Here is a 26,002-nt window from a genome sequence, read left to right as displayed (position 1 = left end):
CTTCTAGAGTCCCTTGGTCTTGATGGTGATCGTGGAGCCCTCAGGGGCCTGTTCGCCGCCGGCGACGGACTGCTCGCCCACCGTGTCCCCCAGGAACGGGAAGTTCCGCTCGACCTTGACCTGGAAGCCCGCGTCCTCCAGCGCCTTCCTGGCGTCGTCGGTCCTCTGCCCGGTCACATCCGGTACGGAGACCATCCGCGGGCCCTTGGAGACCGTCAGCGTGACCGTGTCGCCCTGGGCGAGGCGGGTCCCCTCCGCCGCGGACTGCCGGGCGACCGTGCCCGCGTCCTGCTCCGAGTCCACCCGGTCGGGGGCGATCTTCACCGTGAGCCCCGCGTCCTCCAGCTCGGTGGTGGCGTCGTCCACGGACTCGCCGGTCACATCGGGCATGTCGATCGGGGCGCCCTTGCTGACCAGCAGTGCGACCCCCGAATCGGGCCGTATGTCCGCGCCGGCCTCCGGCGTGGAGCTGATGACCGCGCCCCGCGCGACGTCCTCGTCGAACTCCCGCTTGACGAGCCCGGAGGCCAGTCCGGCCTTCTTCAGCGCGGACCGTGCCTCGGCCAGCGACAGGCCGGCCAGCTCGGGCACCTGGACGATCTTCGGGCCGCGGGAGATGACCAGCGTGACGGGACCGCTGCCCCGGACCCGGGAGCGGGGCTCCGGATCCGTGCCCATGACCGTGCCCCGGTCGAAGGAGTCGCTGAAGTCCCGGGTGACCTTCGCGTCGATCCCCTCGTCGCCGAGCCGCTTGCGCGCTTCCTTCTCCGTCTGCCCGAGCAGCGAGGGCACCCGGGTGAACTGGCCGGAGTTGATGTACCAGACGCCCGTCCCCACCCCGAGGACCAGCAGCACCGCGACGATCGCCGCGAGCACGCCCCGCGACGGCATGCCACGGAGCCCACCGGCCCCGCCACGCGTCCGGCCGGGCGGCGCCGCGACATCCGAGGGCGCCATCTCCAGCCTGCTCGTGTGCCGGACGGGCTCGTCGTCCGGCACCTCGACGGGCCGGATCCGGGGGATCACCGCCGTACGCCCGTCGGCGCCCGTGCCGTCCTCCGCCTCGGGCCTGGCCTGCGGCGGTACGGCGTCGAGCTGCGCGTCGGTGAGCGCCGCGCGGGCCGCCCGGGTCAGCGCCAGCAGCGCGACCGCGTCGAGCGGACGCTCCTCGGGGTCGCGCGCGGTGGCCGCGGCGACCAGCCGGTCCAGCTCGGGGGCGAGCCCGGGAACGGCGGCGGACGGGGCCGGGACGTCCTCGTTGAGATGGCGGTAGAGGACCTGCGCCGGGGTGTCCCCGGAGTGCGGCTTGGCGCCGGTCAGCATCTCGTGCAGGACGACCCCGCACGCGTACACGTCGACCCGGGTGTCCGACGTGCCGTGCTCGATCTGCTCCGGCGCGAGGTACGAGACCGTGCCGAGGACGGTCCCGGTGGTGTTGGTCACATCGCCGACGCCCCTGACGAGCCCGAAGTCGGCGACCTTGACCCGGCCGTCGTCCCCTATCAGCACGTTCTCCGGCTTCATGTCCCGGTGGACGAACCCGGCCCGGTGCGCGGCGCCCAGCGCGGCCAGCACGGGCTCCAGGATGTCCAGCGCGGCCCGCGGGCGCAGCGCCCCGCGCTGCCGTACGACATCGCGCAGGGTGCACCCCGCGACGTACTCCATCGCCAGGTAGACGTACGCGCCCTCCGCGCCCTGGTCGAAGACCGCGACCACATTGGGGTGCGCCAGCCGCGCCACCGACTTGGCCTCACGGATGAAACGCTCCACGAAGGAGACGTCGGCCGCGAGCGCCGGATGCATCACCTTGAGCGCCAGGACCCGGTCGAGCCGGGTGTCCACGGCCCGGTAGACCGTGGCCATGCCGCCGACCGCGATCCGCGCGTCGACGCGGTAGCGGCCGTCGAGCACCTGCCCGACGATGGGGTCCTGAAGGGTCGTATCCACGCTGGTGAGTCTACGAGTCGCCACCGACACCCCCGTAGGCCCGGGTCGGACCGGACACACGACTGAAGCCGAGCTGTGACAGGCCCCGGGAAGGCCCGTACCGGGCGGGCGGCCCCGCGGCGACGTCGCGGTAGGAAGGCGGTCAGAAGGCGGGCCGCTCCGGGTCGAGCGCCGCCACCCCGTCCAGCGGCGAGGACGCCTCGGCGAAGTGGCGCCGGGGGATCCGGCCCGCACGCCGCGCCAGCCGGCCCGCCGTCACCGCGTGCCGCATCGCCTCGGCCATCAGCACCGGCTCCTGGGCGCGGGTGACCGCGGACGCCAGCATCACGGCCGCGCACCCCAGCTCCATCGCGAGCGCCGCGTCCGACGCGGTGCCCGCGCCCGCGTCCAGGATCACCGGGACCCGGGCGCGCTCCACGATGAGCTGGAAGTTGTGCGGGTTGCGGATGCCCAGCCCGGAGCCGATGGGCGAGCCCAGCGGCATGATCGCCGCGCACCCCACGTCCTCCAGTTTCGCCGCGAGGACCGGGTCGTCGTTGGTGTACGGCAGAACCGTGAACCCGTCGTCCACCAGCGTCTCCGCGGCGTCCAGCAGCTCGACCGGGTCGGGCAGCAGGGTGCGTTCGTCGGCGACGACCTCCAGCTTGATCCACTCCGTGCCGAGCGCCTCGCGGGCGAGCCGGGCGGTGAGGACGGCCTCACCGGCGGTGAAACAGCCCGCCGTGTTGGGCAGCGGACGGATGCCCAGCGTCTTCAGCACGGAGAGCACGGAGCCCTGCACGGTGGGGTCGAGACGGCGCATCGCGACCGTGGTGAGTTCGGTGCCGGAGGCGATCAGCGAGCGTTCGAGGACATCGAGGCTGGGCGCCCCGCCCGTCCCCATGATCAGCCGGGAGGCGAAGGTGGTGGAGCCGATGGTGAGAAGGTCGTCGGCCATGTCGGTCAGCCTCCCTGGACCGCGGTGAGGACTTCCACCCGGTCGCCGTCGTTCAGCGCGGTGCCGGACCAGCGGGTACGCGGGACCACCGTCTCGTTGACGGCGGCGGCCACCCCGGAGCGCGCCGGAGTGAGGGTCGCGACGACGGTGTCGAGCGTGGTCGCGGCGGCGAACTCGCGTGGCTCGCCGTTGACGGACACGTACATCACGGCGGTGTTCATACGGGCTGCTCCAGGGATACGGACGGGGAACCGGTCGCGGTAGGGGAGCCGGACGCGGCGGGAGAACCGGTCACGGTGGGGGAGCCGGTCATGGTGGGGGAGCCGGACGCGGCGGGGGAGAAGCGCAACGGGGTGAAGGGCGCGGCCTCGGGCGGCAGTTCACCGGTCGTCAGGACGGTCGCCAGCACCTCACCGGTGACCGGCGTCAGCAGCACCCCGTTGCGGTAGTGGCCGGTGGCCAGTGAGAGCCCCGGCAGCACGGTCGGCCCCAGCAGCGGCGCGTTGTCCGGCGAACAGGGGCGCAGCCCCGCGCGGGTCTCGGTCAGCGGCAGCTCGGTGATGCCGGGCACCAGCTCGTGCGCGTCCCGCAGCAGCTCGTACACCCCGCCCGCCGTGACCGTCGTGTCCCAGCCCAGCTCCTCGCTGGTCGCGCCGACGACCAGCTCGCCGTTCTCGCGCGGCACGAGATAGACCTGGGAGCCGCGCACCACGGCCCGCACCGTCCGGGACAGGAAGGGCGCGTAAGGACGGGGCACCGCCAGCCGCAGCACCTGCCCCTTGACGGGCCGTACGGGCGGTACGGCCTCCGGGGGCACGCCCGCCAGCCCGCCGCTGAGGCTGCCGCCCGCCAGCACCACCCGGTCCGCGCCGAGCGCGCCGCCGTCGGTCAGGACGGCGCCGACGGCCCGGTCCCGTACGACGGAGAGCCGCCGCGCCCAGGAGCGGTGGAAGACCACCCCGGCCCGCTCGCAGGCCGTCAGGAGCGCCGCGGCGAGCCGCCGCGGATCGATCTGGTGGTCGCCGTCGACCCGCAGACCACCACGGACGCCCGGCGCGAGCATCGGCTCCAGGCGCCGGCATTCGCGCCCCGTGAGCCACTCGGACGTCAGCCCCGAGCGCACCTGGAGGGCGTGCAGCTCACGGAGCTGGGCGCGGTCGTCGGAGTCCAGCGCCACGGCGAGCGTGCCGCACGCGCGGTAGCCGGTGTCCCGGCCGCTCGCCTCCTCCAGCTCCGCGACGAACGCGGGATAGCGCTCGGCGGAGGCGAGGTTGAGGCCGAGCAGGGTCTGCTCGCCGTGGTGGAGTTCGGTGACGGCGGCGAGCATGCCCGCCGCGACGCGCGCCGCGCCGCCGCCCGGATCGGGGTCGGCGAGAGCGGTCCGCAGCCCGCGCTGCGCCGCCCGCCAGGCGGTGACCAGACCGATGATCCCGCCCCCGACGACGAGGACGTCGTACCCCGTGGAGGCGGACGTGCCGTGTGCTCCATGGGGCGGTTGTTCCAGAGGTGACCGCTGGGATGACTGCATGGGCGTCCAGCCCCTCCCTTCGCCGGCATGACCCGGATCAGGTTCGTACGGTCGGAGGCCGCTCCAGCCTCCCTCTCAGCCCGGTGCGTCCGGACTCCCGCGAGGTAGTGTCGACGGAAAGCCTAACGCGCGGTGTGCCGTGCGGTAAGGGAGTGCCGGCCGTGGCCCGTTCACGGGACGGACACCGCCTCTCTAAGGTGGCCGGGTGAGCGAACTGACGCAGGGACTCGGGCGGGACGGGCGGACGGACGGGCCCGGAGTGGTCGTCGTCGGCGCGGGCATGGCGGGCGTACAGACCGCCGTGGCCCTGCGCGAGAAGGGGTACGACGGCCGGATCGCCCTGATCGGTGAGGAACCCCACCCGCCCTACGACCGGCCCCCGCTCTCCAAGGCCGTCCTGCTCGGCCAGGCCGAGGGATCGGCCTTCGACATCGACTTCGCGGCCCTCTCCGTCGACCTCAGGGTGGGCCTGAAAGCCACCGGGCTGCGCCCGTCCGCCCGGGAGATCGACACCACCGCCGGGCCCGTCCCGTACGACGTGCTGGTCATCGCCACCGGCGCCGAGGCCGCCGTACTGCCCGGCACGGAGGGCGTGCCCGGCGTCCATCCGCTGCGCACCCTCGACGACGCCGAACGGCTGCGCCCCGTGCTGGAGCGGCGGCAGCGGGTCGTCGTCGTGGGCGCCGGGTGGATCGGCGCGGAGTTCACCACCGCCGCCCGCGAGGCCGGGTGCGCCGTGACGGTCGTGGAAGCGGCCGACCGGCCGCTCGCGGGCGCCCTGCCGGCCGAGGTCGCCGCGCCCATGACCGGCTGGTACGCGGAGAGCGGCGCCACGCTGCTGACGCACGCCCGGGTGGCCGGCGTCGAGGCGGGCACGGTGGTCCTCGCGGACGGCCGCGGGCTCCCCGCCGACGCGGTGGTCGTGGGCATCGGCGCGCGGCCCGCGACGGCCTGGCTGGCCGGCTCCGGCATCGCGCTGGGCGCGGACGGCTCGGTCACCGCGGACGAGCGGCTGCGCACCTCGCTGCCCGACGTGTACGCGGTCGGCGACTGCGCGTCCTTCCCGTCCGCGCGCTACGGCGAACGGCTGCTCGTCCACCACTGGGACAACGCGCTCCAGGGGCCGCTCACGGTCGCCGCGCAGGCCGCCGGGGAGACCGACCCGGTCTACGACCCCGTGCCGTACTTCTGGTCGGAGCAGTTCGGCCGGTTCGTCCAGTACGCGGGCCACCACCCGGCGGCCGACACCCTGGTGAGGCGCGGCGACCCCGCGGGGGCGGCCTGGTCGGTGGTCTGGCTGCGCGACGGCGTCCTGGTGGCCCTGCTGGCCGTCGGAAGACCCCGTGACCTGGCCCAGGGCCGCAAGCTGATCGAGGCGGGCGCGCGGCTGGACCCGGAGCCGGCGGCCGATCCGGCGGTGCCGCTGCGCAAGGCGGTACTCCGGGCGCTCTGAACTCCGGGCGCTCTGAGCGCTCCGGGCTCTCTGAGGACTCCGGGCTTTCCACTCGGGCACGCCCGCCGGGTTTTCCGGGTGCGCGGAGGGCTCGAAAGGCCGATACGGCCTGGTTTCGACCCCGTCCGGGGTGGCTCGGGGTGCCCACTGTCAGTCCGGGATGGCACGCTTGTCCTGTGACCGAGATTGACGCAAAGATCGATGCTCTCGTCCCCGCCTGGCTTCACCTGCCCGATATCGCCGAAATGCTCGATGTCGAGGTGACGCGCGTGCGGCAGTTGGTCAAGGAAGGCCAGCTCATCGCCGTGCGCCGGGGTGAGAACAGGACGCTCCAGGTGCCCGCGGCCTTCATTGACGGCAACAAGGTCGTCAAGGGCCTCGCCGGGACCCTGACGCTCCTGAGGGACGACCACTTCACCGACGAAGAGATGCTTGAGTGGCTCTTCACCTCCGACCCGAGCCTGCCCGGCACCCCCGCGCAGGCGCTCAGCGAGAATCGCGGTACGGAGGTGAAGCGCCGGGCTCAGGCGCTCGCCGTCTGACGGCCTGACCGTCCGTGGACGGGCGGCGCCGTCGTCCGTCCACGGAGGTCCGACGCGGATCCAAGAAGCAGTTTCACGACGCGGAATCAGACGCGGAACCAACGGGGGGACCTTCCCATGCCCACGCCCCACCAGGCACTGTCCGACGCCCGGCTCTACCTGTGCGTGGACGCCCGCAGGCGGCAGGGGGACCTCCCCGAGTTCCTCGACGCCGTGCTGGCGTCCGGCGTGGACATCGTGCAGCTCCGCGACAAGGGCATGGAGGCGGCCGAGGAGCTGGACCACCTCCGGGTCTTCGCCGACGCCTGCCGCCGCCACGGCCGGCTGCTCGCCGTGAACGACCGCGCCGACGTGGCGCACGCCATCGGCTCCGACGTCCTCCACCTCGGCCAGGGCGACCTGCCCGTCCCGGCGGCCCGGGCCATCCTCGGCACCACCCCGCTGATCGGCCGCTCCACCCACGCCCCGGCCGAGGTGGACGCGGCGGTCGCCGAACCCGGCGTGGACTACTTCTGTACCGGCCCCTGCTGGCCCACCCCCACCAAGCCGGGCCGCCACGCCCCGGGGCTCGACCTCGTGCGGTACGCGGCGGCGAGCGGCACGGACCGCCCGTGGTTCGCGATCGGCGGCATCGACGCGGGCAACCTGGACCAGGTGCTGGACGCCGGGGCCCGCAGGGTCGTCGTCGTACGGGCGATCACGGAGGCCGACGACCCGGCCGAGGCGACGGCGGCCCTGGCCGCGCGGATAAGGGAACGCGCCTCCTGAGCGAGTGTCCGGGAGCGGACACCTTCCCGGCAATACCGTTAAAAGCCTCACGTTCGGTTGGGTGGCCGCCACGCCCTCGATAACCTGCACATATGGCCCTTGGCACAGCTTCGACCCGATCGGATCACGCGCATACCGTGCGTGACCTGCTCGCGACCGGAAAAACCTCGTACTCCTTCGAGTTCTGGGCACCCAAGACCGAGAAGGGCGAGCGGAACCTCTGGAACGCGCTGCGCAGAGTCGAGGCGGTCGCCCCGAGCTTCGTCTCGGTGACCTACGGAGCGGGCGGCTCCACCCGGGACGGCACGGTCAGGGCCACGAAGCGGATCGCCGCCGACACCACCCTCACCCCCGTCGCGCACCTCACGGCCGTCGACCAGTCCGTCGCCGAGCTGCGCAACATGGTCGGGCAGTACGCCGACGCCGGGATCCGCAACATCCTCGCCGTACGGGGCGACCCGCCCGGCGACCCGATGGGCGAGTGGACCGAGCACCCCCAGGGCGTGCGGTACGCCGCAGACCTGGTCAGGCTCATCAAGGAGTCCGGGGACTTCTGCGTCGGGGTGGCCGCCTTCCCCGAGATGCATCCGCGCTCGGCCGACTGGGACACCGACATCCGGCACTTCGTCGCCAAGTGCCGGGCGGGCGCCGACTACGCGATCACCCAGATGTTCTTCGACCCCGAGGGCTATCTGCGGCTCCGTGACCGGGTCGCCGCCGCGGGTTGCGCGACCCCGATCATTCCCGAGATCATGCCGGTCACCAGTGTGAAGATGCTGGAGCGATTGCCCCAGCTCTCCACCGCGGTCTTCCCGGCGGAGCTGAAAGAGCGGATCCTCTCCGTCAAGGACGATCCGGTCGCTGTACGCTCCATTGGCATCGAGTTCGCGACGGAGTTCTGCGCCGGACTGCTGTCCGAAGGCGTACCTGGCCTTCACTTCATCACCCTCAACAATTCCACGGCGACGCTCGAAATCTACGAGAATCTCGGACTGCACGAGCAGTCGTGACTAGGGGCGGGCATGGGCTTGGCGGTCCTCTACATCGCATTCGGCATCGTTGCCCTCTGGCTGCTGGCCGAGGTGCTGCTTCAGTACAAGGCGCGGTTGCGCTGGCGGATACTCGCCTTCACCGGGTTCATGGGTGTGGTGCTCGGTGTGCTGATCGCGTCCGTCCCCGTCATCGCGCTCGGCACGATCGCCTTCGCGGTCGGCCAGACGTATGTGACGCTCTCCTACCGCAGCGGCTTCTCGACGGGGTGGGCCATCGGCGGCAGGCCGGGGGCCAGCCGCCGCCGCAAGGCCGTCGGCGAGCAGGCCGCCGACCGCGAACCCGCCCTTGAGGTCTCGGACCTGGAGTACGAGCCGGCGGCCCCGGCAACGCCGTTGACCGGTCCCGTTTCGGTGTACGCGACGGAGCCCCTGCCCGACGACACCGGGCAGTACGGCGTCTACGACGACGCGGTCCAGGACCCGCGCACCGCCTCGCGGACCGACGCGTCCACGGACGCGGCCGACCCGGGCGGATACGGCGGCGGTTACGACGCCTACCCCGGCTACGGGACGCAGCCGGCCGGCCAGGACGTCTACGCGGCCCACGACGCCTACGCCCCGCACGACGCGTACGCGGCCCAGGACCAGTACGCCGGGCAGGGCGGCTACGCGCCCCAGGACACCTACGCCACGAGCCAGGACGCGTACGGCTACGGCACCGGCGACCAGCAGTACGCCGCCTACGCGGACCCGTACGGCGGGGGCGGCGCGGCCAACGGCGGCCAGCAGTACGACGCGTACGACAGCTTCGGCGGCCGGCAGCAGTACACGGCGCCGTACGGAGACCAGGGCGACCAGCAGGGTTACGGCAACGACACCCCGCCCGGCGGGGTATGGGTCCCGCAGCAGCGCGAGCGGGACGACCCGTTCCCCCCGGCGCCGGGCGAGAAGCCCCAGCAGGGGTACGACGCGGGCTCCGGCTCCGGCTACAACGACCAGTACCGCTACTGAGGCCCGTACCCCCGGCGACCGCCCGCCCGCGTCACGCCCGCACGACGCCCGCGTACGCCACGCTCACTGCGAGCCCCGGAACTCCGCGCCCTCGACGATCAGTCCGGCGACCAGCGCCCCCGACATGCCCGCGTGCGCGAGCCCGCCACCGGGGTGCGCCCAGCCGCCCGCGCGGTAGAGCCCCCGCAGCCGTGTGGTGTTCGCCGGGTGCAGCAGCGCCCCCGACGCCCCGGCCAGCGCCGGTGCCGGGACCGCGCCGCCCTCGGCCCCGGTCCGCGCGGCCGTGTCGGCGGGCGTCCGCACCTCGTGCCACAGCAGCCGCCCCGCCAGCCCGGGCAGGGCGGACTCCGCCGCCGCCATCAGCACCTCCGCGTACCGCGCGCGCAGCGCTCCGTCGGACCAGTCGACCGGGCCGTGCGGGGCGACGGTCGCGGTGAGCGTCACCGCCTCGTGCCCGTCGTCGGGACGCGTCGCCGCGTCGTCGGGCCGCAGCACCGTGACCGTCGGCCGCTCCGCGAGGCGTCCGCCGAAGACGGCGGCGGCCTCGGCCGCGCCGTCCGGCGCGTGCACCACCGTGCGGTGCGCGGCGTCCCCGTCCCGGCCGCCGCGCAGCGCCAGCAGCACCGCGCACCGCCCGGGGACCGCCGCGCCGCGCCGCTCCCGTACGGCTCCGTCCCCGGGCCCGTCGAGATCCCGGGCCACGAGGCGGCCTGCCGCGACCCCCGCCACCACCGCGTCGGCCGCGACGAGCGTGCCGTCCGCCAGCTCCACACCGGCCGCAGCGCCGTCCTTCTCGACGATCCGCGTCACCTCGGCGCCGAAGACGAACTCCACCTTGCGGGCCAGACACCGCTCGTACACCGCACGGGCCAACTCCCGCATGCCGCCGCGCACATACCAACTGCCGAAGGTCTGCTCCAGATACGGCAGCACCGCGGCGGACGCCGGGGCGTGCCGCGGGTCCAGCCCGTACGACAGGGCGTATCCGTCGAACAGGGCCGCCAGCCGCGGGTCACCCAGCTCCCAGGCGCCGATCTCCGCGACCGTGGCGGCCTGCCGGGCGCCGCGCAGCAGCCGGCGCTGCCGCACCGCCGGATACGGGTCGCGCCCGAGCGCCCGCGGGTCGCTCCACAGCGGCTCCTCCAGCAGCGGCCTGCGCGAGCGGTCCCAGGCGTCCCTGGCGCGGCCGAGGAACTCCGCCCACCGCTCACCGGCGCCCGCGCCCAGCGCCGCGTCCAGTGCGGCGACGGCGCCCGCCCGCGACGCGTTCGGCAGCGTGACGTCCGTACCGTCGGCGAAGACATGCCGGCTCGCCGGGTCCACCTGGTCGAGCGTCACACTCCGCTCCAGGGACTCCTTGCCGGTCTTCACGAACAGATCGCGGTAGACCGCGGGAAGGTGCAGCAGCCCGGGGCCGGTGTCGAAGACGAAGCCGTCCCGCTCGAACCGGTCCACCGCCCCGCCGTACGTCCCGGAGCGCTCGTACACCGTCACCCGGTGGCCCGCCACGGCCAGCCGGGCAGCCGCGGCCATGGCGCCCATCCCGGCGCCGACCATCACCATCTGTCCCATGCCCAGAACCCTAGCCAGTGCTGCTGACAGTCCGGCGCCGCGCCCTGCGTCGCAGGAACCGGCGGATCCTGGTGGCCAGGAAGAACACCGTCGCGACGCCCGCCACCAGCAGGGTCCCCGCGATGACCGCGGCGGCGACCGGATGGAACAGCGCGAAGATGACGATCGCGGCGACGCCCAGGTCCTCCGCCGTACTCACCAGCACGTTGCTCAGCGGTTCGGGGGAGGTGTTGATCGCCATCCGGGTGCCGGCCTTGACGAGATGGCTCACCAGGGCCGTGGAGCCGCCCACGGCGCCCGCCGCGAGCTCCGGCAGCGAACCGCTCTGCCCGGCGAGCAGCGCGCCGACCACCGCGCCCGCCAGCGGTCTGAGAACCGTGTGCACGGAGTCCCACACCGAGTCGACGTACGGGATCTTGTCCGCCACCGCCTCACAGAGGAAGAGCACGCCCACGACGATCAGGACGTCGGTGCGCTGCAGTGACGCGGGCACCTCGTCGGTCAGCCCGGTGGCGCCGAAGAGGCCCAACAGCAGCACCACCGCATAGGCGTTGATGCCACTGGCCCAGCCGCTCGTGAAGATCAGGGGAAGTACGGACACGGACGCGATCGTAGCCGTGCGGCCGGGAGTGGGGACGCGTACGGAGACCTGAGTACAGGTACCTAGTGGGAGAGATGAGTAGGGACGCGGATGGGCCGCGACCTGCGCGAACGGAAGAGTGGAGCCCACGGAAGGGGCGCGGCACCGGTACCGCCGGCACGGGGCGGCGGAACGGGTGCGGCTCCCCGGACGTGACGGGGGTGCGGAACGGAGGGCTCGGCGACCACGGGGGATCCACAGAGGATCGGTGGAGGGCGGGCCCTCCGGCACCACGGGGGAACGGGGTGGGCACCAAGGGGGGAAAGCAGGGGGATACGGGGGATACGGGGGAAAGCAGGAGGGGGACGGGGGGAACGGGGGACAGGGGGGATACGGGGGATACGGGGGAACGCGTCGGTCCGGTGCGGCTCATGGGGGATGAGCCGCACCGGACCGACGCCTTTCCGTATACGGAAGCCCCTCGCGCCCGTCTCAGTGCCCGGCGACGCGTCCGTGCAGCAGCCGCGAGAGCGCCGAGTGCACCTCGTCGAGCGAACGCTCCGGCTGGAACGCCTTCCAGTCCAGCGCCGCCACGAGCACCATCCCCACCAGCGCCGCCGCCGTCAGCGGCACATCGATCTCGTCGCTCAGCTCACCGGCCTCGACGGCCCGCACCAGGACCGCCTCCACCACCGCGACCGCCTGCTGACGTACCACCAGCAGCGTCGACTGCCAGGCCCGGTTGGTCCGCCACAGCTCCGCCACGTAGAGCTGCGTGAAGGCCGGATAGCGGTCGATGAAGACCAGACCAGCCCGGATCATCGCGTCCAGCGATGCGACCGGGCCGCCGCCGCGCGCCGCCGTACGGTCGGCCGCGTCCTTCAGGGACACGGTGGGCAGCCCGACGCCGTGCCGCAGCAGCTCCTCGAACAGCTCCGTCTTGCTCTTGAAGTTGTAGTAGACGGTGCCCTTGGCCACCCCGGCGCGTTCGGCGATCTCGTCCACCGTCGTCGCCGAGAAGCCCTGCTCCGCGATGAGGGTCACGGCGGCCTCGTAGAGCTTCTGCCGAGTGGCCCGGCGGCGGGTGCTGGTGCTGTCCATGGCGACGATTGTCACAGGTGCTCCCCGGCCCCGGCGCCGCGTCCGCACGTTTCCGCCATTCGGGGCGAAGCCGCAGGTCAGGCCGATTGTCAGTGGTACCCGTCACGATGGACACATACGGCCACGAAGCCGTCACACGACGACAGGAGGTTCGTCATGGCCAGTTCCTACGCACGTGCCGCACACCGGCGCCGTACCGACGGCCCTGCACCCTCACCGACCGGACCACCGAGCGACGTCCACCCCGTCCCGCGCCGGGCCACCGCACCGCCCGCCGCCCTCGATCTGCTCGCGCAGGCGCGCGGCGGACTGGACGAGGCCGCCACCCTGGACACTCCGAACGAGCGCTACGCCACGGCCCACCTCGCCGCCCTGCGCACCGCCGCCGCGGTCCTCGCGGCCCGTGGCCGCCCCGAGACCACCCCGCGGCGCCGGCAGCGGATCAGGAGCGTCTGGGAAGTCCTTCCCGAGATCGCGCCCGAGCTGTCCGAATGGGGCGGACTCTTCGCCTCGGGAGCCACCCGCAGGGCCCGCGCCGAGGCCGGCATACAGGGCGCGGCCACCGGCCGCGACGCCGACGACCTGCTCAGGGCCGCCGGGATGTTCCTGCGCCTGGTGGAGCGCCTGCTCGTGCTCGAACCGGTGCTTCCCCAGCCCCGCGAGGAACAGCCACGGCCGGGCGATGCCGCTGGGTGACCAGGCAGGACGGCCGAGGCAATAGGGTGGGCGCAGTCTGTCCTGTTCCACGCCCCGCCGCCAGGGGCGGCACCGCGCCGAGGAGTCAACTGCCGTGTCGGATCCTTCCCCTGTCATCGGTGGGGAGACGCCATCGCGCCCCCGCGGCTCCCTCCGTACCGCCGTGGTCTGGGAAGTCCTCAAGGACGCCCTCGACCGCCGGGTCCAGGCGGCGGGCACGGACGCCCTGGACGTCCTCGACACCGGAGGGGGAACGGGCAACTTCGCGGTGCCCGTCGCCCGTCTGGGGCATCGGGTCACCGTGGTCGACCCCAGCCCGAACGCGCTCTTCGCCCTGGAGCGCAGGGCGGCGGAGGCCGGGGTCGCCGACCGTGTCCACGGGGTGCAGGGGGACATCCACGGCCTCTTCGACGTGGTCGGACGCGGCGGCTTCGACGCGGTGCTGTGCCACGGCGTCCTGGAGTACGTGGACGATCCCGCCGAAGGCGTACGGAACGCGGTCGACGCGCTGCGCCCCGAGGGCGAGCTGAGCCTGCTCGCCGCGGGGCTGGGCGGCGCCGTGCTGGCCAGGGCGCTCGCCGGGCACTTCACGGAGGCCCGGCAGGCGCTCACCGACCCGGCGGGCCGCTGGGGCGAGGCCGATCCGGTGCCCCGGCGGTTCACCGCCGAGCAGCTCACGGAGCTGGTCGCCGGGTCCGGTCTGCGGATCGGCGCCGTCCACGGCGTCCGGGTCTTCGCGGATCTGGTGCCCGGAGGTCTCGTGGACACCCAGCCGGGGGCCCTGGACGCCCTGCTGAAGCTGGAGGCGGCAGCCGCCGAGCTGCCCGCTTTCCACTCCGTGGCCAGCCAGCTCCACGTTCTGGGCGAGAAAAGGAGCTGACCGCCAACGGCCCCGGGAACCCCCGGTGAACCGTCCGGAACGCCCCGTACATGGCTGATCAGCGACGCAGCTCCGCATGGAGTGCGCCACAGGCCCCCCAGTGGGGCTCCGGGCGCCGTATGATCGGGGTACACCATCCGGCATGACGGATCGATGGTTGGGGAATCAACGCCTCAGCGACCGAGCCGACATGGCGGCCCGGAATGGCGATTTGGCGTTGAGGGCGGGTTTCACGGGGGCGATTCCCTGCCTATCCTTGAAGGAGCCGCATACCGGTCGCCCCCCGCGACCGACGACTAGGAGGACTCCGTGCCGCTCTCGGAGCACGAGCAGCGAATGCTCGAGCAAATGGAGCGAGCGCTGTACGCCGAAGATCCCAAGTTCGCGACAGCGCTTGAGGGAAGCGGGCTGCGTACGTACACCCGGCGACGGGTCTACCAGGCAGTCGCAGGCTTCCTGGTGGGTATCGCGCTCCTCATGGCCGGAATGGTCGCCCAGCAGATCTGGATCAGCGTGGTGGGGTTCCTCGTCATGCTGGGCTGTGCGGTCCTGGCGGTCACCGGCTGGCGCAAAGCGCCCAAACCAGGTGAGCAGCAGCAGGCGGCGGGCGGCGCACCCGCCGACCGGCGCCAACCGAGACAGCGCCGCTCCATGATGAACCGGATCGAGCAGCGGTGGCAGCGCCGCCGCGACGAACAGGGGCAGTAAGGCTCGGGACAGCAAGGCTGAGGGGCGGACGCTTCAAGCGTCCGCCCCTCAGCCGTACCCGTATCAGTTCAGCCTGGTCCGTCCCGGCTCGGCCCTGCCCGTCTCAGCCGCGCTGTCGTGACGGCCGCAGGCGCGTCGTGGCCGTGGCCATCCGGCGGGTGAGTTCCAGGCGCCGGTCCGTCCACCGTGTGGCGAGTGCACGCCACTGCTCCGCCGCGTACCAGATCACCCGAACGGACGAGCGAGGCGCGAGCAGTGCGCGCAGCCGTGTCCACCGGTCGGCCGAGGCGCTCAGACCCTGCCGGATCAGCCGGGCGTCCTCGGCGAGCCCCACGCCGGGCCGTGGCACCGGCGCGTACAGCACCTGCTCCACGGATCCGGCCACCCGGTGCACCGCCTCGGCCGCCTCACCGTCCAGGCCGCCCAGCCGGACGATCCGCCCGGCCGTCTTCCTGGGGGTCTGCGACTCGTCCGGTGGTATGCCGTGGTCCCACGCCGTATCGGTGACCTCACGCCAGGCCGCGAGCGTCCTGGCCGTGGCGTCCGCCGGCGTCCGCCCGCCGGAGCCGAACCGCCGCGCCCTGACCCGTGTCCGCCACAGCAGGGGCAGCAGCGGCAGCAGCAGCACCGCCAGCGAGCCCGCCACCACGGCGAGCACCGTTCCGGTCGGGGTGCCCTGGTCCGTCGGCGGCAGGGCGCCCGCGTCCGCCGTCGGGTCGCACTCGCCCTGCCGCCGGGCCTGCGCCGGGCAGCTCTCCGAGGCCGACGGCTCCGTGGACGGCGCGGCCGAGGTGTCGGTGGACTCGCTCGCCGAGTCGCTCGGGGTGTCGGTCGGGGCCTCGGGACGGGTGTAGTCGGGGGTGCTGCCCCGGCTCGGCGTCGGCTCGAAGCGGGTCCAGCCGACCCCCTCGAAATACAGCTCGGGCCAGGCGTGCGCGTCCCGCAGACCGACCGACATCGAGCCGTCCGACTGCGCGGTGCCCGGGGTGAAGCCGACCGCGACCCGCGCCGGGATGCCCAGCGTGCGGGCCATCGCCGCCATCGAGAAGGAGAAGTGGACGCAGAAACCTTCCTTGTTCCGCAGGAAGCGGGTGATCGCTGTGACGCCGGTGCCGGAGTCGACGGCCGTGTTGTACGAGAAGCCGCCGTCCAGCGCGAACCAGTCCTGGAGCTTGACGGCCTTCTCGTAGTCGTTCGTCGCCCCCGCAGTGACCTCCCGCGCCGTCGACCTGACGACCTCCGGCAGCACCGAGGGCACCCGCGTGTACTCACGGCGCAGCGCCGACGGGGCCTCGGGCGCCTCGGCGAGCTGCTGCCTGCTCGGGGTCACCTGGAGGCTGGTGACCTCGTACCGCGCGCCGCGCGTCGACTGGCCCCGGTCGCCCACCAGCGTCCGGCCCGTGGGCTCGAAGCGCCAGCGCCCGTCGATCTTCACCTTGGAGGCCGGGTAGGGCATCGGCAGATAGTTCTGCCGGTACCACCCGGCCGCCGAGATGGTGGTCCTGATCTCCGTGGCCTCGACCTCGCTCCGCAGCCCGGGCGCGGAGGGCAGGGTGTCCGGCACGTCCTCCACACCGCGCTGCGAGAACCGCCAGGACGTGCCGTCGAACCTGTCCAGCGCCATGATCCGCAGATACAGGTCCTGCGTGTCCTTCGCGTTCGTCCGGTAGCGCAGCGCCTCGCGGTCCTCGGGCTGGTTCAGATTGTCCTGGAGCGACACCAGCGGGTTGACCGCGGAGATAGTGCCCCCGCCGCCCACCCCCGAGCCGTTCCCGGCGCCCGCGCCGGCCAGCAGGCCGCCGTCCAGGGCGGGCAGGGCCGCCGGGACCGCGAGCGCGACGCCCAGCGCCACCACACCGATCCTGCGGCCGGTACGGACCGGGGCCCGCCCGGTCGAGTCGAAGGCCGAGGCGAACCGGCCGGCCGGGCGCGGCGCGCCCCCGAAGACCCGGCCCCACTGCGAGAGCCGGTCCCGGCCCTCGGCCAGGAGCAGCAGCAGATAGCCGGTGGCGGCCAGCAGGAACCACAGCCACCCCCCGGCCCCGCCGGAGAGCCCCGCGGCGACCGAGTAGAGCGCGAGCAGCGGCAGCCCCGCCGGGGCGGCGCTGCGGAAGGTCACCGCGATCGCGTCCACCGCCAGCCCGATGACCAGCACGCCACCGATCAGCATCAGCCGGATGCCCTCGGTCGCCGGGGCGGGTATCGCGTACCGCCCGACGTCGTCGCCGCCGGAGGTCAGCAGCCGGCCGAACTCCCGGACGGAGTCGGGCGTCGGCACGAAGCCGAACAGGGCCTGCTCCTTGGTGAAGACCAGGGTGAGCAGCAGCAGGACCGTGACCGTCTGGAACACGACGGTCAGCGCCCGCGCCAGCGGAACCCGCCGGGCCAGCGCCCCCACCCCGCTCACGACGCCCACCATGAACGCGCACTGCACCAGCCAGGTGGGCGACTCGACCAGCGGGGTCAGCGCGCCCGCCGCCATCAGCGTGGCGGCGAAGGCGCACAGCGCCAGTCTTCCGTGAGCGCTCATGACCATCCTCCGGAGAACCCTGTCGTACCGCCGGCGACGGCCGATTCCGAGTGCTGGCGGCCGGCCTGCCGCCACAGGTCGGCCAGCGCCGCCCCGGAGGGCACGGCCAGGGCCGTCCACCCCGTCTCGCGCAGTTGCCGCAGCCGCGTCTCGACCTCGGCGCCGTCCCTCGGCCCCCGCGTCCAGCCGGAGGAGTCGAGGACGAAGGCGACGGCCGCGCCGCTGCGCTGCCGCATCCGGGCGGCCACCGCGGTCTGCTCCTCGTCCAGATCGCCGAAGAACGCCACCAGCAGCCCTTCGGTGGAGCCGCGCAGCACGTCGTACGAGCGGGAGAGGCCCGCCCCGTCGGAGTGGTCGACGACCGCGAGCATGTCCATCATCAGCCCGGCGGAGTCCGCGGAGTCCTGGGTGGCGCCCGCGAAGCCCTCCGTGCCCTCGCCGGGCACCGAACCGCCGGTGTCCGTCAGCAGCCGTACCGCGAAGCCCCGTTCCAGCATGTGCACCAGCGCGGAGGCCGCCCCGGACACCGCCCACTCGAAGGCCGAGTCGGGCCCCGAACCCTGGTAGGCGATCCGCCGGGTGTCCAGCAGGACCGTGCAGCGCGCCCGCTGCGGCTGCTCCTCGCGGCGCACCATCAGCTCGCCGTAGCGGGCGGTGGAGCGCCAGTGCACCCGGCGCAGGTCGTCGCCGTGCCGGTATCCCCGCGGGATCACGTCGTCGTCACCGGCCAGCGCCAGTGAGCGCTGGCGCCCGTCGCCGTGGCCCGCGGCCTCGCCCGCGAGCCGTACCGGCGGCAGCGGTTCGGTGCGCGGGATGACCGTCAGGATGTCGAACGCGCTGAACGAGCGGGTCAGCTCGCACATCCCGAACGGGTCGCTCAGCCGGAGCTGGAGCGGTCCGAGCGGGTAGCGTCCGCGCAGATCGGAGCGGACCCGGTAGGACACCTCACGGCGGCCCTCCGGCTCCACCCGGTCCAGCACGAAGCGGGGGCGCGGCCCGAGCACGTACGGCACATGGTCCTGGAGCATCAGCAGCCCGGTGGGCAGCCGTGTGACGTTGTCCATCCGCAGATGCACCCGCGCCTCGGCCCCCGCCGGGACCCGCGAGGGCGCCAGCCGCCTGCTGCCCGCCACCCGGTAGCGCGTGCGGTACAGGACCGCCACACAGATCAGCGGCAGTACGGCGAGCAGCAGTCCCACCCGCAGCAGATCCGACTGGCCGAGGACGTAGGCGCAGACTGCGGCGGCGATACCGGCCGCGAGGAACGACCGGCCGCGGGTGGTCAGTCCGGACAGGGCGGCCCGCACCCCGCCCTTGTCCTCGCCGTCCCCGGCGGCCGGCCCCCCGGACGCCATCACAGCCGCCGGGCGCCGGACTGCTGGCCGAAGAGCGCCCCGCCGGGCCCCGCGGGCCCGCCGACCACCGGGCGGCCCGCTGCGGTCCGTCCGCCGTCCGCCGTGGGCACCGGGGTCCGCTGGAGGATGTCCTGGACGACCTGCTCCGCCGTACGCCGGTTCAACTGGGCCTGGGCCGTGGGCAGCAGCCGGTGCGCCAGCACCGCCGACGCCAGCGACTGCACGTCGTCCGGGAGCGCGTACTCCCGCCCGGCGAGCGCCGCCGCGGCCTTCGCCGCGCGCAGCAGATGGAGCGTGGCGCGCGGTGAGGCGCCGAGTCTGAGGTCCGGATGGTTACGGGTCGCCCCGACCAGCTCGACCGCGTACCGCCGCACGGACTCGGCGACATGGACCGTGCGTACGGCGTCGATCAGTTTGACGATGTCGTGCGCGTGCGCCACCGGCTGGAGGTCGTCGAGCGGGGAGACCCCGCCGTGCACGTCCAGCATCTGCAACTCGGCCTCCGCGCTCGGGTAGCCGATCGACACCCGGGCCATGAAGCGGTCGCGCTGCGCCTCGGGCAGGGGGTACGTGCCCTCCATCTCGACCGGGTTCTGGGTGGCCACCACCATGAACGGGCTGGGCAGTTCGTAGGTCTGCCCGTCGATGGTGACCTGACGCTCCTCCATCGACTCCAGCAGCGCCGACTGGGTCTTGGGCGAGGCGCGGTTGATCTCGTCGCCGATCACGATCTGCGCGAAGATCGCCCCCGGTTTGAACTCGAAGTCCCGCCGCTGCTGGTCGTAGATCGACACCCCGGTGATGTCGGAAGGCAGCAGGTCGGGCGTGAACTGGATACGCCGCACCGAACAGTCGATGGAGCGCGCGAGCGCTTTGGCCAGCATGGTCTTGCCCACGCCGGGAACATCCTCGATCAGAAGATGGCCCTCGGCGAGGAGCACGGTCAGCGAAAGCCGTACGACCTCAGGCTTGCCCTCGATCACACCCTCCACCGATGCGCGCACACGCTCCGCTGTGGTGGTCAGATCTGTGAGGCTCGCTCGATCGTCATAGGTCGTCACCCGGCCCTCCTCGGCCCTTTCAACGGGCCGATGCTCATCAGACGGCCCGGCCCTCCCCGAAACACGGACACCGTCTCCGGAAGGTTCCGGAGCGGTGTCCCACACGCATTCTCGTCGCCGTTACCGCTTCGTGTCATCCGCCTGTGGATAAGTCGGTGGGTCCCTGTCTGCTTTGCTGCCTTTCGGGGCCGGTCAACGCCCCCGTTCCATACGTACGGGCAGGGCGGTCCTGCTCAGCCCGCGGGATCGATTTCCCGCAGCAGCCCGGTCTTCACGTCGAAGACGAAGCCGCGTACGTCGTCGGTGTGCGGAAGGAACGGCGAGGTTCGTATTCGCTGCATCGACTGCCGCACGTCCTGATCGACGTCACGGAACGCCTCGACGGCCCACGCGGGCCGCTGGCCGACCTCCATCTCCAGCTCGTGCCGGAATTCCTCGGTGAGGCTCTCCAGACCGCAGCCGGTGTGGTGGATCAGGACGACACTGCGTGTCCCCAGCGCCCGCTGGCTGATGGTGAGCGAGCGGATCACGTCGTCCGTGACGACACCCCCCGCGTTACGGATGGTGTGACAGTCACCGAGCGAGAGGCCCAGCGCGTCGTGCAGGTCGAGCCGGGCGTCCATGCAGGCGACCACGGCGACCTGGAGCACGGGCCTGGCGTCCATGCCCGGATCGCTGAAGCCGGCCGCGTACGCGCTGTTCGCGTCGACGAGGCGGTCGGTGACGGTGCCGCCGGTGCGGGCCGCACCGGCGGGGGCCCCTGAGGGCTCTGCGGGGAGATGTGCGGAAGTCGGCATACCTGTGACGTTAGTCGTCACCGGTGGGGGAAGCCCGCTGTGGGAGGGGACAAAGAACACCATCGAGGCTTGGTGTGAGCTAACCCACAAGGTCGAGTACCGTGCAGCCGAACGGGTGAAGAACGGCATTCGCGGACCGACCGGCGGACCGGCAGCCGAACACCCCGCGACGCGCTGACCGGCCGGGTGGCCCGGAACCACCGGGAAGCGTGGACTAAAGTGGCGCGAAGTTCACGGACACACCCTGAACACGTGCCAGAACGCATCCCGAATTTTCCCGCATAACGCGGCGTACGTGCGGCTCGGCCCCTTCCCGCTCGGTGGTACGTACGACCGTCCGTACTTGAGAGGGCGCATGAACCAGGTCCGGCATGTACCGGTGATGCTCCAGCGGTGCCTCGACCTGCTGGCCCCCGCCCTCGCCGAGCCCGGCGCCGTCGTCGTCGACTGCACCCTCGGCCTCGGCGGACACAGCGAGGCGCTGCTCGCCGCCTTCCCCGCCGCACGGCTCGTCGCGCTCGACCGCGACCAGGAGGCGCTGCGGCTCTCCGGCGAACGCCTCGCCCCCTACGGGGACCGGGCCACGCTCGTGCACGCCGTCTACGACGAACTGCCCGACGTCCTCGACGACCTGGGCATCCGCCGCGTCCAGGGCGTCCTCTTCGACCTCGGCGTCTCCTCGATGCAGCTCGACGAGGCCGACCGCGGCTTCGCGTACGCCCAGGACTCGCCGCTCGACATGCGGATGGACCAGACGACCGGCGTCAGCGCCGCGGAGGTCCTCAACACCTACCCGCCCGGCGAACTGGTGCGCATCCTGCGCGCGTACGGCGAGGAGAAGCAGGCCAAGCGCATCGTGTCCGCGGTCGTCAGGGAGCGCGACAAGGAGCCCTTCAGCCACAGCGCCCGGCTCGTCGAGCTGATCCGTGACTCCCTCCCGCAGGCCGCCAAGCGCACCGGCGGCAACCCCGCCAAGCGCACCTTCCAGGCCCTGCGCATCGAGGTCAACGGCGAACTCTCCGTCCTGGAACAGGCGGTCCCCGCCGCCGTACGGAGCCTCGCCGTCGGCGGCCGGATCGCCGTCCTCTCGTACCACTCGCTGGAAGACCGCCTGGTCAAGCAGGTCTTCGCGGCCGGGGCCGCCAACACGGCGCCGCCCGGCCTGCCCGTCGTCCCCGAGCGCTACCAGCCCCGGCTGAAGCTGCTCACCCGCGGCGCGGAACTCCCCACCGAGGAAGAGGTCGCGGAGAACCGCCGCGCGGCCCCCGCCCGGCTGCGGGGGGCGCAGCGGATCCGGGAGGACGTCCAGTGATGAAGGGGCCGGCCAAGCAACTGAAGGGGCGGGCCGCACGCCTCGCCGAGGTGCTGCCCGCCGGGAACAGCTCGGCGGCCCGCACCCCCTTCGTCCTGCTGGTCGTGCTGCTCCTCGGGGGCGGCCTGATCGCCCTGCTGCTGCTGAACTCCGCCCTCAGCGAAGGGTCGTTCAGACTGACCGACCTGAAGAAGCGCACCACCGACCTCACCGACGAACAGCAGGCGCTGCAACGGGACGTGGACGACCTCTCCGCCCCGTACGCGCTGGAGCGGCGCGCCCGCGAGCTGGGCATGGTCCCCGGCGGCAGCCCGGCCTTCCTCAATCCGGACGGTACGGTACGCGGCCTCCCCGGCGCGGCCGGGGACGGGCCGTCGGCCCAGCCCTCCGCCCAGCTCTCCGTACGGCCCGCCCCCCGGCCCTCCGTCATGGAGGAGACCTCGCCGTCCCCCGCACCGGCATCCGGTACGCCGGCCCCGACGACCTCCGGCAGGTGACGCAGTGCCCCCCAAGGAACCACCGCGCCGCCGGGTGCCGAACCCCGCGCGCTCCGGCAGCGGCGGGCGCACCCCGCCCCGCCCCGCCGCCCGCCCGGCGCCGCGCCGTCCCCGTAACGGCTCCCGCGCCCCGCGCCGGATCCAGCTCGGCAGCCCCCGCCCCCGGCTCCGGCTGGTCGGCCTCGGCCTGACGCTCGTCATGCTGGTGTTCGTCGTCCGGCTGCTCCAGGTGCAGGCCGTCGACGCCAGCGCGTACGCGGCCAAGGCGGAGAAGAGCCGCTACCTCAGCCACACCATCGCCGCCGAGCGCGGCCAGATCACCGACCGGTCCGGTGTCGCGCTCGCCACCAGCGACGACGCGTACGACATCACCGCCGACCCGTCGATGTTCACCCCCGACTTCAGCAAGATCCCCGACGCCCCCGAACAGGCCGCGGCCCTGCTCGCGCCGATCCTCGGCGCCGACACCGGCGAACTCGCCAAGAAGCTCAAGACCCCCAAGTCCCGCTACGCGGTGCTGGCCCGCCGCCAGACCCCGCAGGTCTGGAACCAGATCAAGGACCTCAAGCGGGTGCTCGCCGAGAAGGCGAGCAAGGAGAAGTCCGCCGACGGCGCCGTCAGCGTGCTGGCGGGCGTCTTCCAGGAGACCAGCAGCAAGCGGGTCTACCCCAACGGAGACCTCGCCGCCGGGATACTCGGATACGTCAACGCCGCGGGGCGTGGCGGCGGCGGCATCGAGTCCATGCTCGACAAGGAGCTCGCGGGCGAGGACGGCAAGGTCACCTACGCCCAGTCCGGCGGACGCCGGGTCCCCACCGCCAGCTCCCGCGAGACCCCTGCCGTACCCGGCTCGGACATCGAGCTGACCATCGACCGGGACATCCAGTGGGCGGCCCAGCAGGCCATCGCCGACCAGGCGAAGCAGTCCAAGGCCGACCGCGGCTACGTGGTGGTCCAGAACACCAGGACCGGCGAGGTCCTCGCCATGGCCAACGCCCCCGGCTTCGACCCCAACGACCTCGCCCAGGCCAACTCCGCCTCCATGGGCAACGCGGCGCTCCAGGACGCGTACGAGCCCGGCTCCACCGCCAAGGTGATGTCCATGGCCGCCGTCCTGGAGGAGGAGGCGGCCACCCCCGGCACCCATGTCGTCGTCCCCAACCGGCTGCACCGCGGCGACCGGCTCTTCAAGGACGACATCGACCACCCCACCTGGTACCTGACGCTCAACGGCGTCCTCGCCAAGTCCAGCAACATCGGCACCATCCTGGCCACCGGGCAGCTCGGCAAGACCCAGCCCGAGGCCAACAAGGTGCTCCACTCCTACCTCGACAAGTTCGGCATCGGACAGCCCACCGGCCTCGGCTACCCGGGTGAGACCCGCGGCATCCTCGCCCCGCCGAAGGACTGGTCCACCTCGCAGCAGTACACGATCCCCTTCGGCCAGGGGCTCTCCCTCAACGCCATGCAGGCCGCCTCGGTCTACTCGACCATCGCCAACGGCGGCGTACGGATCGAACCCACCCTGATCCGCGGCACCAACGGCCCCGACAACCGCTTCACCGCGGCGCCCGCCCCCAAGAAGACGAGGGTCGTCAGCGAGAAGACCGCCAGGACGGTGGCCACCATGATGGAGTCGGTCGTCGCCGACGTGGAGGGCACCGGCACCAAGGCACAGATCCCCGGCTACCGCATCGCGGGCAAGACCGGTACGGCCAACCGGGTCGACCCGAAGCTCGGCGTCTACAAGGGCTACACCGCCTCCTTCGCCGGATTCGCGCCCGCCGACGACCCGCAGATCACCGTCTACTGCGCCATCCAGAACCCCACGAGCGGCAGTTATTTCGGCGGACAGATCTGCGGACCCATCTACAAGAAGGTCATGGAGTTCGCTCTCAAGACACTGCGGGTCGAACCGACCGGCAGCAAACCCGCCCGGCTGCCGGTCAGCTTCAAACCCGGCGAGTGACCCCAGGGAAAGCCCCAGTGACAACGATCACCTCCGGTTCCGGGAACCACCCGGATCCGCCCGCGCACCAGCCCGCCTCACGTGGCCCGGCGCCCGTCCACCCCGGTACGCTCACCGCCGTGCCACAAGCTGATCAGTACCGAACCCCCTCCAAGGACGCCCCTGTGAACACTCCGGGGACGCCCCGTCCGGACCGGGTCCGCCCGACCTCACTCGCCGAGCTGGCCGCCCGGCTGGGCGCCGAGGCACCGGGCGCCACGGCGGCCGGACCCGGCGAAGCGACCGGGATCACCCACGACTCGCGCGCCGTGCGCCCCGGGGACGTGTACGCCGCGCTGCCCGGCGCCCGCCTCCACGGGGCGGACTTCGCGGGCCAGGCCGCGGACCTCGGAGCCGTCGCGATCCTCACGGACCCGACCGGCGCCGACCGCGCCGCCGCCACCGGACTGCCCGTCCTGACCGTGCCCGACCCCCGCGGCAGCATGGGCGAACTCGCCGCCGCGATCTACGGGAACCCCGGCACCGACCTGCTCCAGATCGGCATCACCGGTACCTCGGGCAAGACCACCACGGCCTACCTCGTCGAGGGCGGACTGCGCGGCGCCGGCCACCGTACGGGCCTCATCGGCACCGTGGAGACGCGCATCGAGGACGAGCGCCTCAAGTCGGAGCGCACCACCCCCGAGGCCACCGACCTCCAGGCGCTCTTCGCGGTCATGCGCGAACGCGGTGTCCGCTCGGTCGCCATGGAGGTCTCCAGCCACGCCCTCGTGCTCGGCCGGGTCGACGGCTGCGTCTTCGACGTCGCCGTCTTCAACAACCTCAGCCCGGAGCACATGGAGTTCCACTCCGACATGGAGGACTACTTCCAGGCCAAGGCGCGGCTGTTCACCCCCGAGCGCAGCAGGACCGGCGTCGTGAACGTCGACGACGCGTACGGCCTCCGGCTCTCCACCGAGTCCGGCGTCCCCGTCACGACCTTCTCCGCCGAGGGCCACCCCGACGCCGACTGGCGCGCCGAGGACGTCCAGGTCGGCTCGCACGGCTCCACCTTCACCGCCGTCGGCCCCCGCGGCGAGCGCGTCACCGCCGAGGCGCCGCTGCCGGGCCCGTTCAACGTCGCCAACACCCTCGCCGCGATCGTCACCCTGGCCGTCGCCGGGATCGACCCGCAGACCGCCGCCGACGGCATCGCCGCCGTCCCCGGCGTTCCCGGCCGGCTGGAGCGCGTGGACGCCGGACAGCCGTACCTGGCCGTCGTCGACTACGCGCACAAGACGGACGCCGTCGAATCGGTGCTGCGCTCCCTGCGCAAGGTCACCAAGGGCAAGGTGCACATCGTCCTCGGCTGCGGCGGCGACCGCGACCGGACCAAACGCGGGCCGATGGGCGCCGCCGCCGCGCGCCTCGCCGACACCGCCGTCCTCACCTCCGACAACCCGCGCGGCGAGGACCCGCTGGCGATCCTCGCCGCGATGCTCGCCGGCGCCGCCGAGGTGCCCGTCCACGAGCGCGGGGACGTCCTGATCGACTCCGACCGGGCCGCCGCCATCGCCGCGGCCGTCGCACGCGCCGGGGCCGACGACACCGTACTGATCGCGGGCAAGGGCCACGAGCAGGGTCAGGACGTCGCCGGAGTGGTACGCGCCTTCGACGACCGCCAGGTCCTGCGCGAGGCCATCGAGCGCTCCCTGCGCCACGACGCAGACCCCGGCGGGCAGCGCCCCCCGTCCCGCGCCCGCAACGAGAACAACAGTCAGGGATGA

23 protein-coding genes and 1 riboswitch are annotated in these 26,002 nt (G+C 73.0%); of the genes, 12 read left to right on the top strand and 11 right to left on the bottom strand.

All coding sequences use genetic code 11. The features are described from left to right. Nucleotides 1–3: 3 nt before the first annotated feature. From pknB to thiO, 4 genes are all read right to left on the bottom strand, one after another. Nucleotides 4–1,947 carry a Stk1 family PASTA domain-containing Ser/Thr kinase gene (gene pknB, locus ACIO3P_RS35620; RefSeq protein WP_401850397.1) on the bottom strand — a complete coding sequence of 648 codons (1,944 nt, stop codon included), beginning with the start codon at nucleotides 1,945–1,947 and terminating at the stop codon, nucleotides 4–6. 142 nt (nucleotides 1,948–2,089) lie between these two features. Beyond that, on the bottom strand, nucleotides 2,090–2,884 hold the full coding sequence (locus ACIO3P_RS35615; RefSeq protein ID WP_329826009.1) for a thiazole synthase: 795 nt from the start codon (nucleotides 2,882–2,884) through the stop codon (nucleotides 2,090–2,092). Nucleotides 2,885–2,889: 5 nt separating this feature from the next. Further along, nucleotides 2,890–3,090 (bottom strand): sulfur carrier protein ThiS, encoded by a 201-nt coding sequence (gene thiS, locus ACIO3P_RS35610; RefSeq protein WP_329826312.1) that lies wholly within the window; start codon nucleotides 3,088–3,090, stop codon nucleotides 2,890–2,892. 11 nt (nucleotides 3,091–3,101) lie between these two features. Continuing rightward, nucleotides 3,102–4,412, bottom strand: coding sequence for a glycine oxidase ThiO (gene thiO / locus ACIO3P_RS35605; RefSeq protein ID WP_401850396.1), 1,311 nt, complete (start codon nucleotides 4,410–4,412; stop codon nucleotides 3,102–3,104). After that, nucleotides 4,410–4,523: riboswitch (TPP riboswitch) on the bottom strand. (Overlaps the previous gene by 3 nt.) Before the next feature lie 169 nt (nucleotides 4,524–4,692). On the opposite strand from thiO, the gene ACIO3P_RS35600 reads away from it, so the two are divergent. The 5 genes from ACIO3P_RS35600 to ACIO3P_RS35580 all read left to right on the top strand — a co-directional run bounded on the left by ACIO3P_RS35600 (nucleotide 4,693) and on the right by ACIO3P_RS35580 (nucleotide 9,178). After that, nucleotides 4,693–5,865: an NAD(P)/FAD-dependent oxidoreductase gene (locus ACIO3P_RS35600; protein ID WP_401850849.1), complete on the top strand. Its 1,173-nt coding sequence runs from the start codon at nucleotides 4,693–4,695 to the stop codon at nucleotides 5,863–5,865. Nucleotides 5,866–6,041: 176 nt separating this feature from the next. Next, the gene (locus tag ACIO3P_RS35595) at nucleotides 6,042–6,407 is read left to right on the top strand and encodes an Rv2175c family DNA-binding protein (protein WP_329826012.1); all 366 of its coding nucleotides are present in this window, start codon (nucleotides 6,042–6,044) and stop codon (nucleotides 6,405–6,407) included. Between the two features lie 117 nt (nucleotides 6,408–6,524). Then, complete coding sequence (thiE, locus tag ACIO3P_RS35590) at nucleotides 6,525–7,175, top strand: thiamine phosphate synthase (RefSeq protein ID WP_329826013.1); 651 nt, start codon at nucleotides 6,525–6,527, stop codon at nucleotides 7,173–7,175. A gap of 92 nt (nucleotides 7,176–7,267) precedes the next feature. Further along, nucleotides 7,268–8,185, top strand: a complete 918-nt coding sequence (gene metF / locus ACIO3P_RS35585) for a methylenetetrahydrofolate reductase [NAD(P)H] (protein WP_329826014.1) — start codon at nucleotides 7,268–7,270, stop codon at nucleotides 8,183–8,185. Between the two features lie 12 nt (nucleotides 8,186–8,197). Continuing rightward, a complete protein-coding gene (locus ACIO3P_RS35580) occupies nucleotides 8,198–9,178 on the top strand; it encodes a hypothetical protein (protein WP_329826015.1) in 981 nt (326 codons plus the stop codon). Nucleotides 9,179–9,241: 63 nt separating this feature from the next. Here ACIO3P_RS35580 and ACIO3P_RS35575 read toward each other — a convergent pair whose 3' ends face one another. From ACIO3P_RS35575 to ACIO3P_RS35565, 3 genes are all read right to left on the bottom strand, one after another. Continuing rightward, complete coding sequence (locus ACIO3P_RS35575; protein WP_401850847.1) at nucleotides 9,242–10,735, bottom strand: phytoene desaturase family protein; 1,494 nt, start codon at nucleotides 10,733–10,735, stop codon at nucleotides 9,242–9,244. Nucleotides 10,736–10,760: 25 nt separating this feature from the next. Next, on the bottom strand, nucleotides 10,761–11,351 hold the full coding sequence (locus ACIO3P_RS35570) for a DUF4126 domain-containing protein (protein WP_401788057.1): 591 nt from the start codon (nucleotides 11,349–11,351) through the stop codon (nucleotides 10,761–10,763). Between the two features lie 471 nt (nucleotides 11,352–11,822). Next, nucleotides 11,823–12,431, bottom strand: coding sequence for a TetR/AcrR family transcriptional regulator (locus tag ACIO3P_RS35565; RefSeq protein ID WP_401850394.1), 609 nt, complete (start codon nucleotides 12,429–12,431; stop codon nucleotides 11,823–11,825). A 156-nt stretch (nucleotides 12,432–12,587) separates the two neighbouring features. Between ACIO3P_RS35565 and ACIO3P_RS35560 the strand changes: the two genes are divergently transcribed. From ACIO3P_RS35560 to ACIO3P_RS35550, 3 genes are all read left to right on the top strand, one after another. Beyond that, the gene (locus tag ACIO3P_RS35560) at nucleotides 12,588–13,127 is read left to right on the top strand and encodes an SAV_6107 family HEPN domain-containing protein (RefSeq protein ID WP_401850392.1); all 540 of its coding nucleotides are present in this window, start codon (nucleotides 12,588–12,590) and stop codon (nucleotides 13,125–13,127) included. Nucleotides 13,128–13,221: 94 nt separating this feature from the next. After that, the gene (locus ACIO3P_RS35555) at nucleotides 13,222–14,007 is read left to right on the top strand and encodes a class I SAM-dependent methyltransferase (protein ID WP_401850390.1); all 786 of its coding nucleotides are present in this window, start codon (nucleotides 13,222–13,224) and stop codon (nucleotides 14,005–14,007) included. Nucleotides 14,008–14,316: 309 nt separating this feature from the next. Continuing rightward, nucleotides 14,317–14,715 (top strand): DUF3040 domain-containing protein, encoded by a 399-nt coding sequence (locus tag ACIO3P_RS35550; protein ID WP_329826021.1) that lies wholly within the window; start codon nucleotides 14,317–14,319, stop codon nucleotides 14,713–14,715. A gap of 103 nt (nucleotides 14,716–14,818) precedes the next feature. Here the strand turns inward: ACIO3P_RS35550 and ACIO3P_RS35545 are convergent, their stop codons facing one another. From ACIO3P_RS35545 to ACIO3P_RS35530, 4 genes are all read right to left on the bottom strand, one after another. Then, the gene (locus ACIO3P_RS35545; protein ID WP_329826022.1) at nucleotides 14,819–17,245 is read right to left on the bottom strand and encodes a DUF3488 and transglutaminase-like domain-containing protein; all 2,427 of its coding nucleotides are present in this window, start codon (nucleotides 17,243–17,245) and stop codon (nucleotides 14,819–14,821) included. After that, on the bottom strand, nucleotides 17,242–18,600 hold the full coding sequence (locus tag ACIO3P_RS35540) for a DUF58 domain-containing protein (RefSeq protein WP_329826023.1): 1,359 nt from the start codon (nucleotides 18,598–18,600) through the stop codon (nucleotides 17,242–17,244). Before ACIO3P_RS35540 ends, ACIO3P_RS35545 begins: the two co-directional genes overlap by 4 nt. Beyond that, on the bottom strand, nucleotides 18,600–19,661 hold the full coding sequence (locus ACIO3P_RS35535) for a MoxR family ATPase (RefSeq protein WP_329826024.1): 1,062 nt from the start codon (nucleotides 19,659–19,661) through the stop codon (nucleotides 18,600–18,602). Before ACIO3P_RS35535 ends, ACIO3P_RS35540 begins: the two co-directional genes overlap by 1 nt. Nucleotides 19,662–19,894: 233 nt before the next feature. Then, nucleotides 19,895–20,521 (bottom strand): carbonic anhydrase, encoded by a 627-nt coding sequence (locus tag ACIO3P_RS35530; protein ID WP_329826025.1) that lies wholly within the window; start codon nucleotides 20,519–20,521, stop codon nucleotides 19,895–19,897. Nucleotides 20,522–20,813: 292 nt separating this feature from the next. Here ACIO3P_RS35530 and rsmH point away from each other — a divergent pair, with 292 nt between their 5' ends. The 4 genes from rsmH (at nucleotide 20,814) to ACIO3P_RS35510 (ending at nucleotide 26,002) form a co-directional block, all read left to right on the top strand. Further along, on the top strand, nucleotides 20,814–21,770 hold the full coding sequence (gene rsmH / locus ACIO3P_RS35525; protein WP_329826026.1) for a 16S rRNA (cytosine(1402)-N(4))-methyltransferase RsmH: 957 nt from the start codon (nucleotides 20,814–20,816) through the stop codon (nucleotides 21,768–21,770). Next, nucleotides 21,770–22,267, top strand: coding sequence for a cell division protein FtsL (locus ACIO3P_RS35520; protein WP_401850389.1), 498 nt, complete (start codon nucleotides 21,770–21,772; stop codon nucleotides 22,265–22,267). Before rsmH ends, ACIO3P_RS35520 begins: the two co-directional genes overlap by 1 nt. 4 nt (nucleotides 22,268–22,271) lie before the next feature. Further along, on the top strand, nucleotides 22,272–24,236 hold the full coding sequence (locus tag ACIO3P_RS35515; RefSeq protein WP_401850388.1) for a peptidoglycan D,D-transpeptidase FtsI family protein: 1,965 nt from the start codon (nucleotides 22,272–22,274) through the stop codon (nucleotides 24,234–24,236). A gap of 164 nt (nucleotides 24,237–24,400) precedes the next feature. After that, entirely contained in the window at nucleotides 24,401–26,002 is a 1,602-nt protein-coding gene (locus ACIO3P_RS35510) for a UDP-N-acetylmuramoyl-L-alanyl-D-glutamate--2,6-diaminopimelate ligase (RefSeq protein WP_329826029.1), read from the top strand.

Origin of the sequence: Streptomyces sp. NPDC087310 (genome assembly GCF_044744405.1) — a bacterium.
Lineage (GTDB): Bacteria > Actinomycetota > Actinomycetes > Streptomycetales > Streptomycetaceae > Streptomyces.
This window is presented reverse-complemented; position numbering and strand designations above follow the sequence as displayed.

What these genes read in the sequence shown, in the direction of transcription:
- ACIO3P_RS35545 (WP_329826022.1), bottom strand. Translation starts at nt 17,245, where the DNA reads ATGAGCGCTCACGGAAGACTGGCGCTGTGCGCCTTCGCCGCCACGCTG.
- metF (WP_329826014.1), top strand. Translation starts at nt 7,268, where the DNA reads ATGGCCCTTGGCACAGCTTCGACCCGATCGGATCACGCGCATACCGTG.
- ACIO3P_RS35560 (WP_401850392.1), top strand. Translation starts at nt 12,588, where the DNA reads ATGGCCAGTTCCTACGCACGTGCCGCACACCGGCGCCGTACCGACGGC.
- ACIO3P_RS35580 (WP_329826015.1), top strand. Translation starts at nt 8,198, where the DNA reads ATGGGCTTGGCGGTCCTCTACATCGCATTCGGCATCGTTGCCCTCTGG.
- ACIO3P_RS35530 (WP_329826025.1), bottom strand. Translation starts at nt 20,521, where the DNA reads ATGGTGTTCTTTGTCCCCTCCCACAGCGGGCTTCCCCCACCGGTGACG.
- ACIO3P_RS35615 (WP_329826009.1), bottom strand. Translation starts at nt 2,884, where the DNA reads ATGGCCGACGACCTTCTCACCATCGGCTCCACCACCTTCGCCTCCCGG.
- ACIO3P_RS35565 (WP_401850394.1), bottom strand. Translation starts at nt 12,431, where the DNA reads ATGGACAGCACCAGCACCCGCCGCCGGGCCACTCGGCAGAAGCTCTAC.
- ACIO3P_RS35520 (WP_401850389.1), top strand. Translation starts at nt 21,770, where the DNA reads ATGAAGGGGCCGGCCAAGCAACTGAAGGGGCGGGCCGCACGCCTCGCC.
- ACIO3P_RS35600 (WP_401850849.1), top strand. Translation starts at nt 4,693, where the DNA reads ATGGCGGGCGTACAGACCGCCGTGGCCCTGCGCGAGAAGGGGTACGAC.
- thiS (WP_329826312.1), bottom strand. Translation starts at nt 3,090, where the DNA reads ATGTACGTGTCCGTCAACGGCGAGCCACGCGAGTTCGCCGCCGCGACC.
- thiE (WP_329826013.1), top strand. Translation starts at nt 6,525, where the DNA reads ATGCCCACGCCCCACCAGGCACTGTCCGACGCCCGGCTCTACCTGTGC.
- ACIO3P_RS35575 (WP_401850847.1), bottom strand. Translation starts at nt 10,735, where the DNA reads ATGGTCGGCGCCGGGATGGGCGCCATGGCCGCGGCTGCCCGGCTGGCC.
- thiO (WP_401850396.1), bottom strand. Translation starts at nt 4,412, where the DNA reads ATGCAGTCATCCCAGCGGTCACCTCTGGAACAACCGCCCCATGGAGCA.
- ACIO3P_RS35540 (WP_329826023.1), bottom strand. Translation starts at nt 18,600, where the DNA reads ATGGCGTCCGGGGGGCCGGCCGCCGGGGACGGCGAGGACAAGGGCGGG.
- rsmH (WP_329826026.1), top strand. Translation starts at nt 20,814, where the DNA reads ATGAACCAGGTCCGGCATGTACCGGTGATGCTCCAGCGGTGCCTCGAC.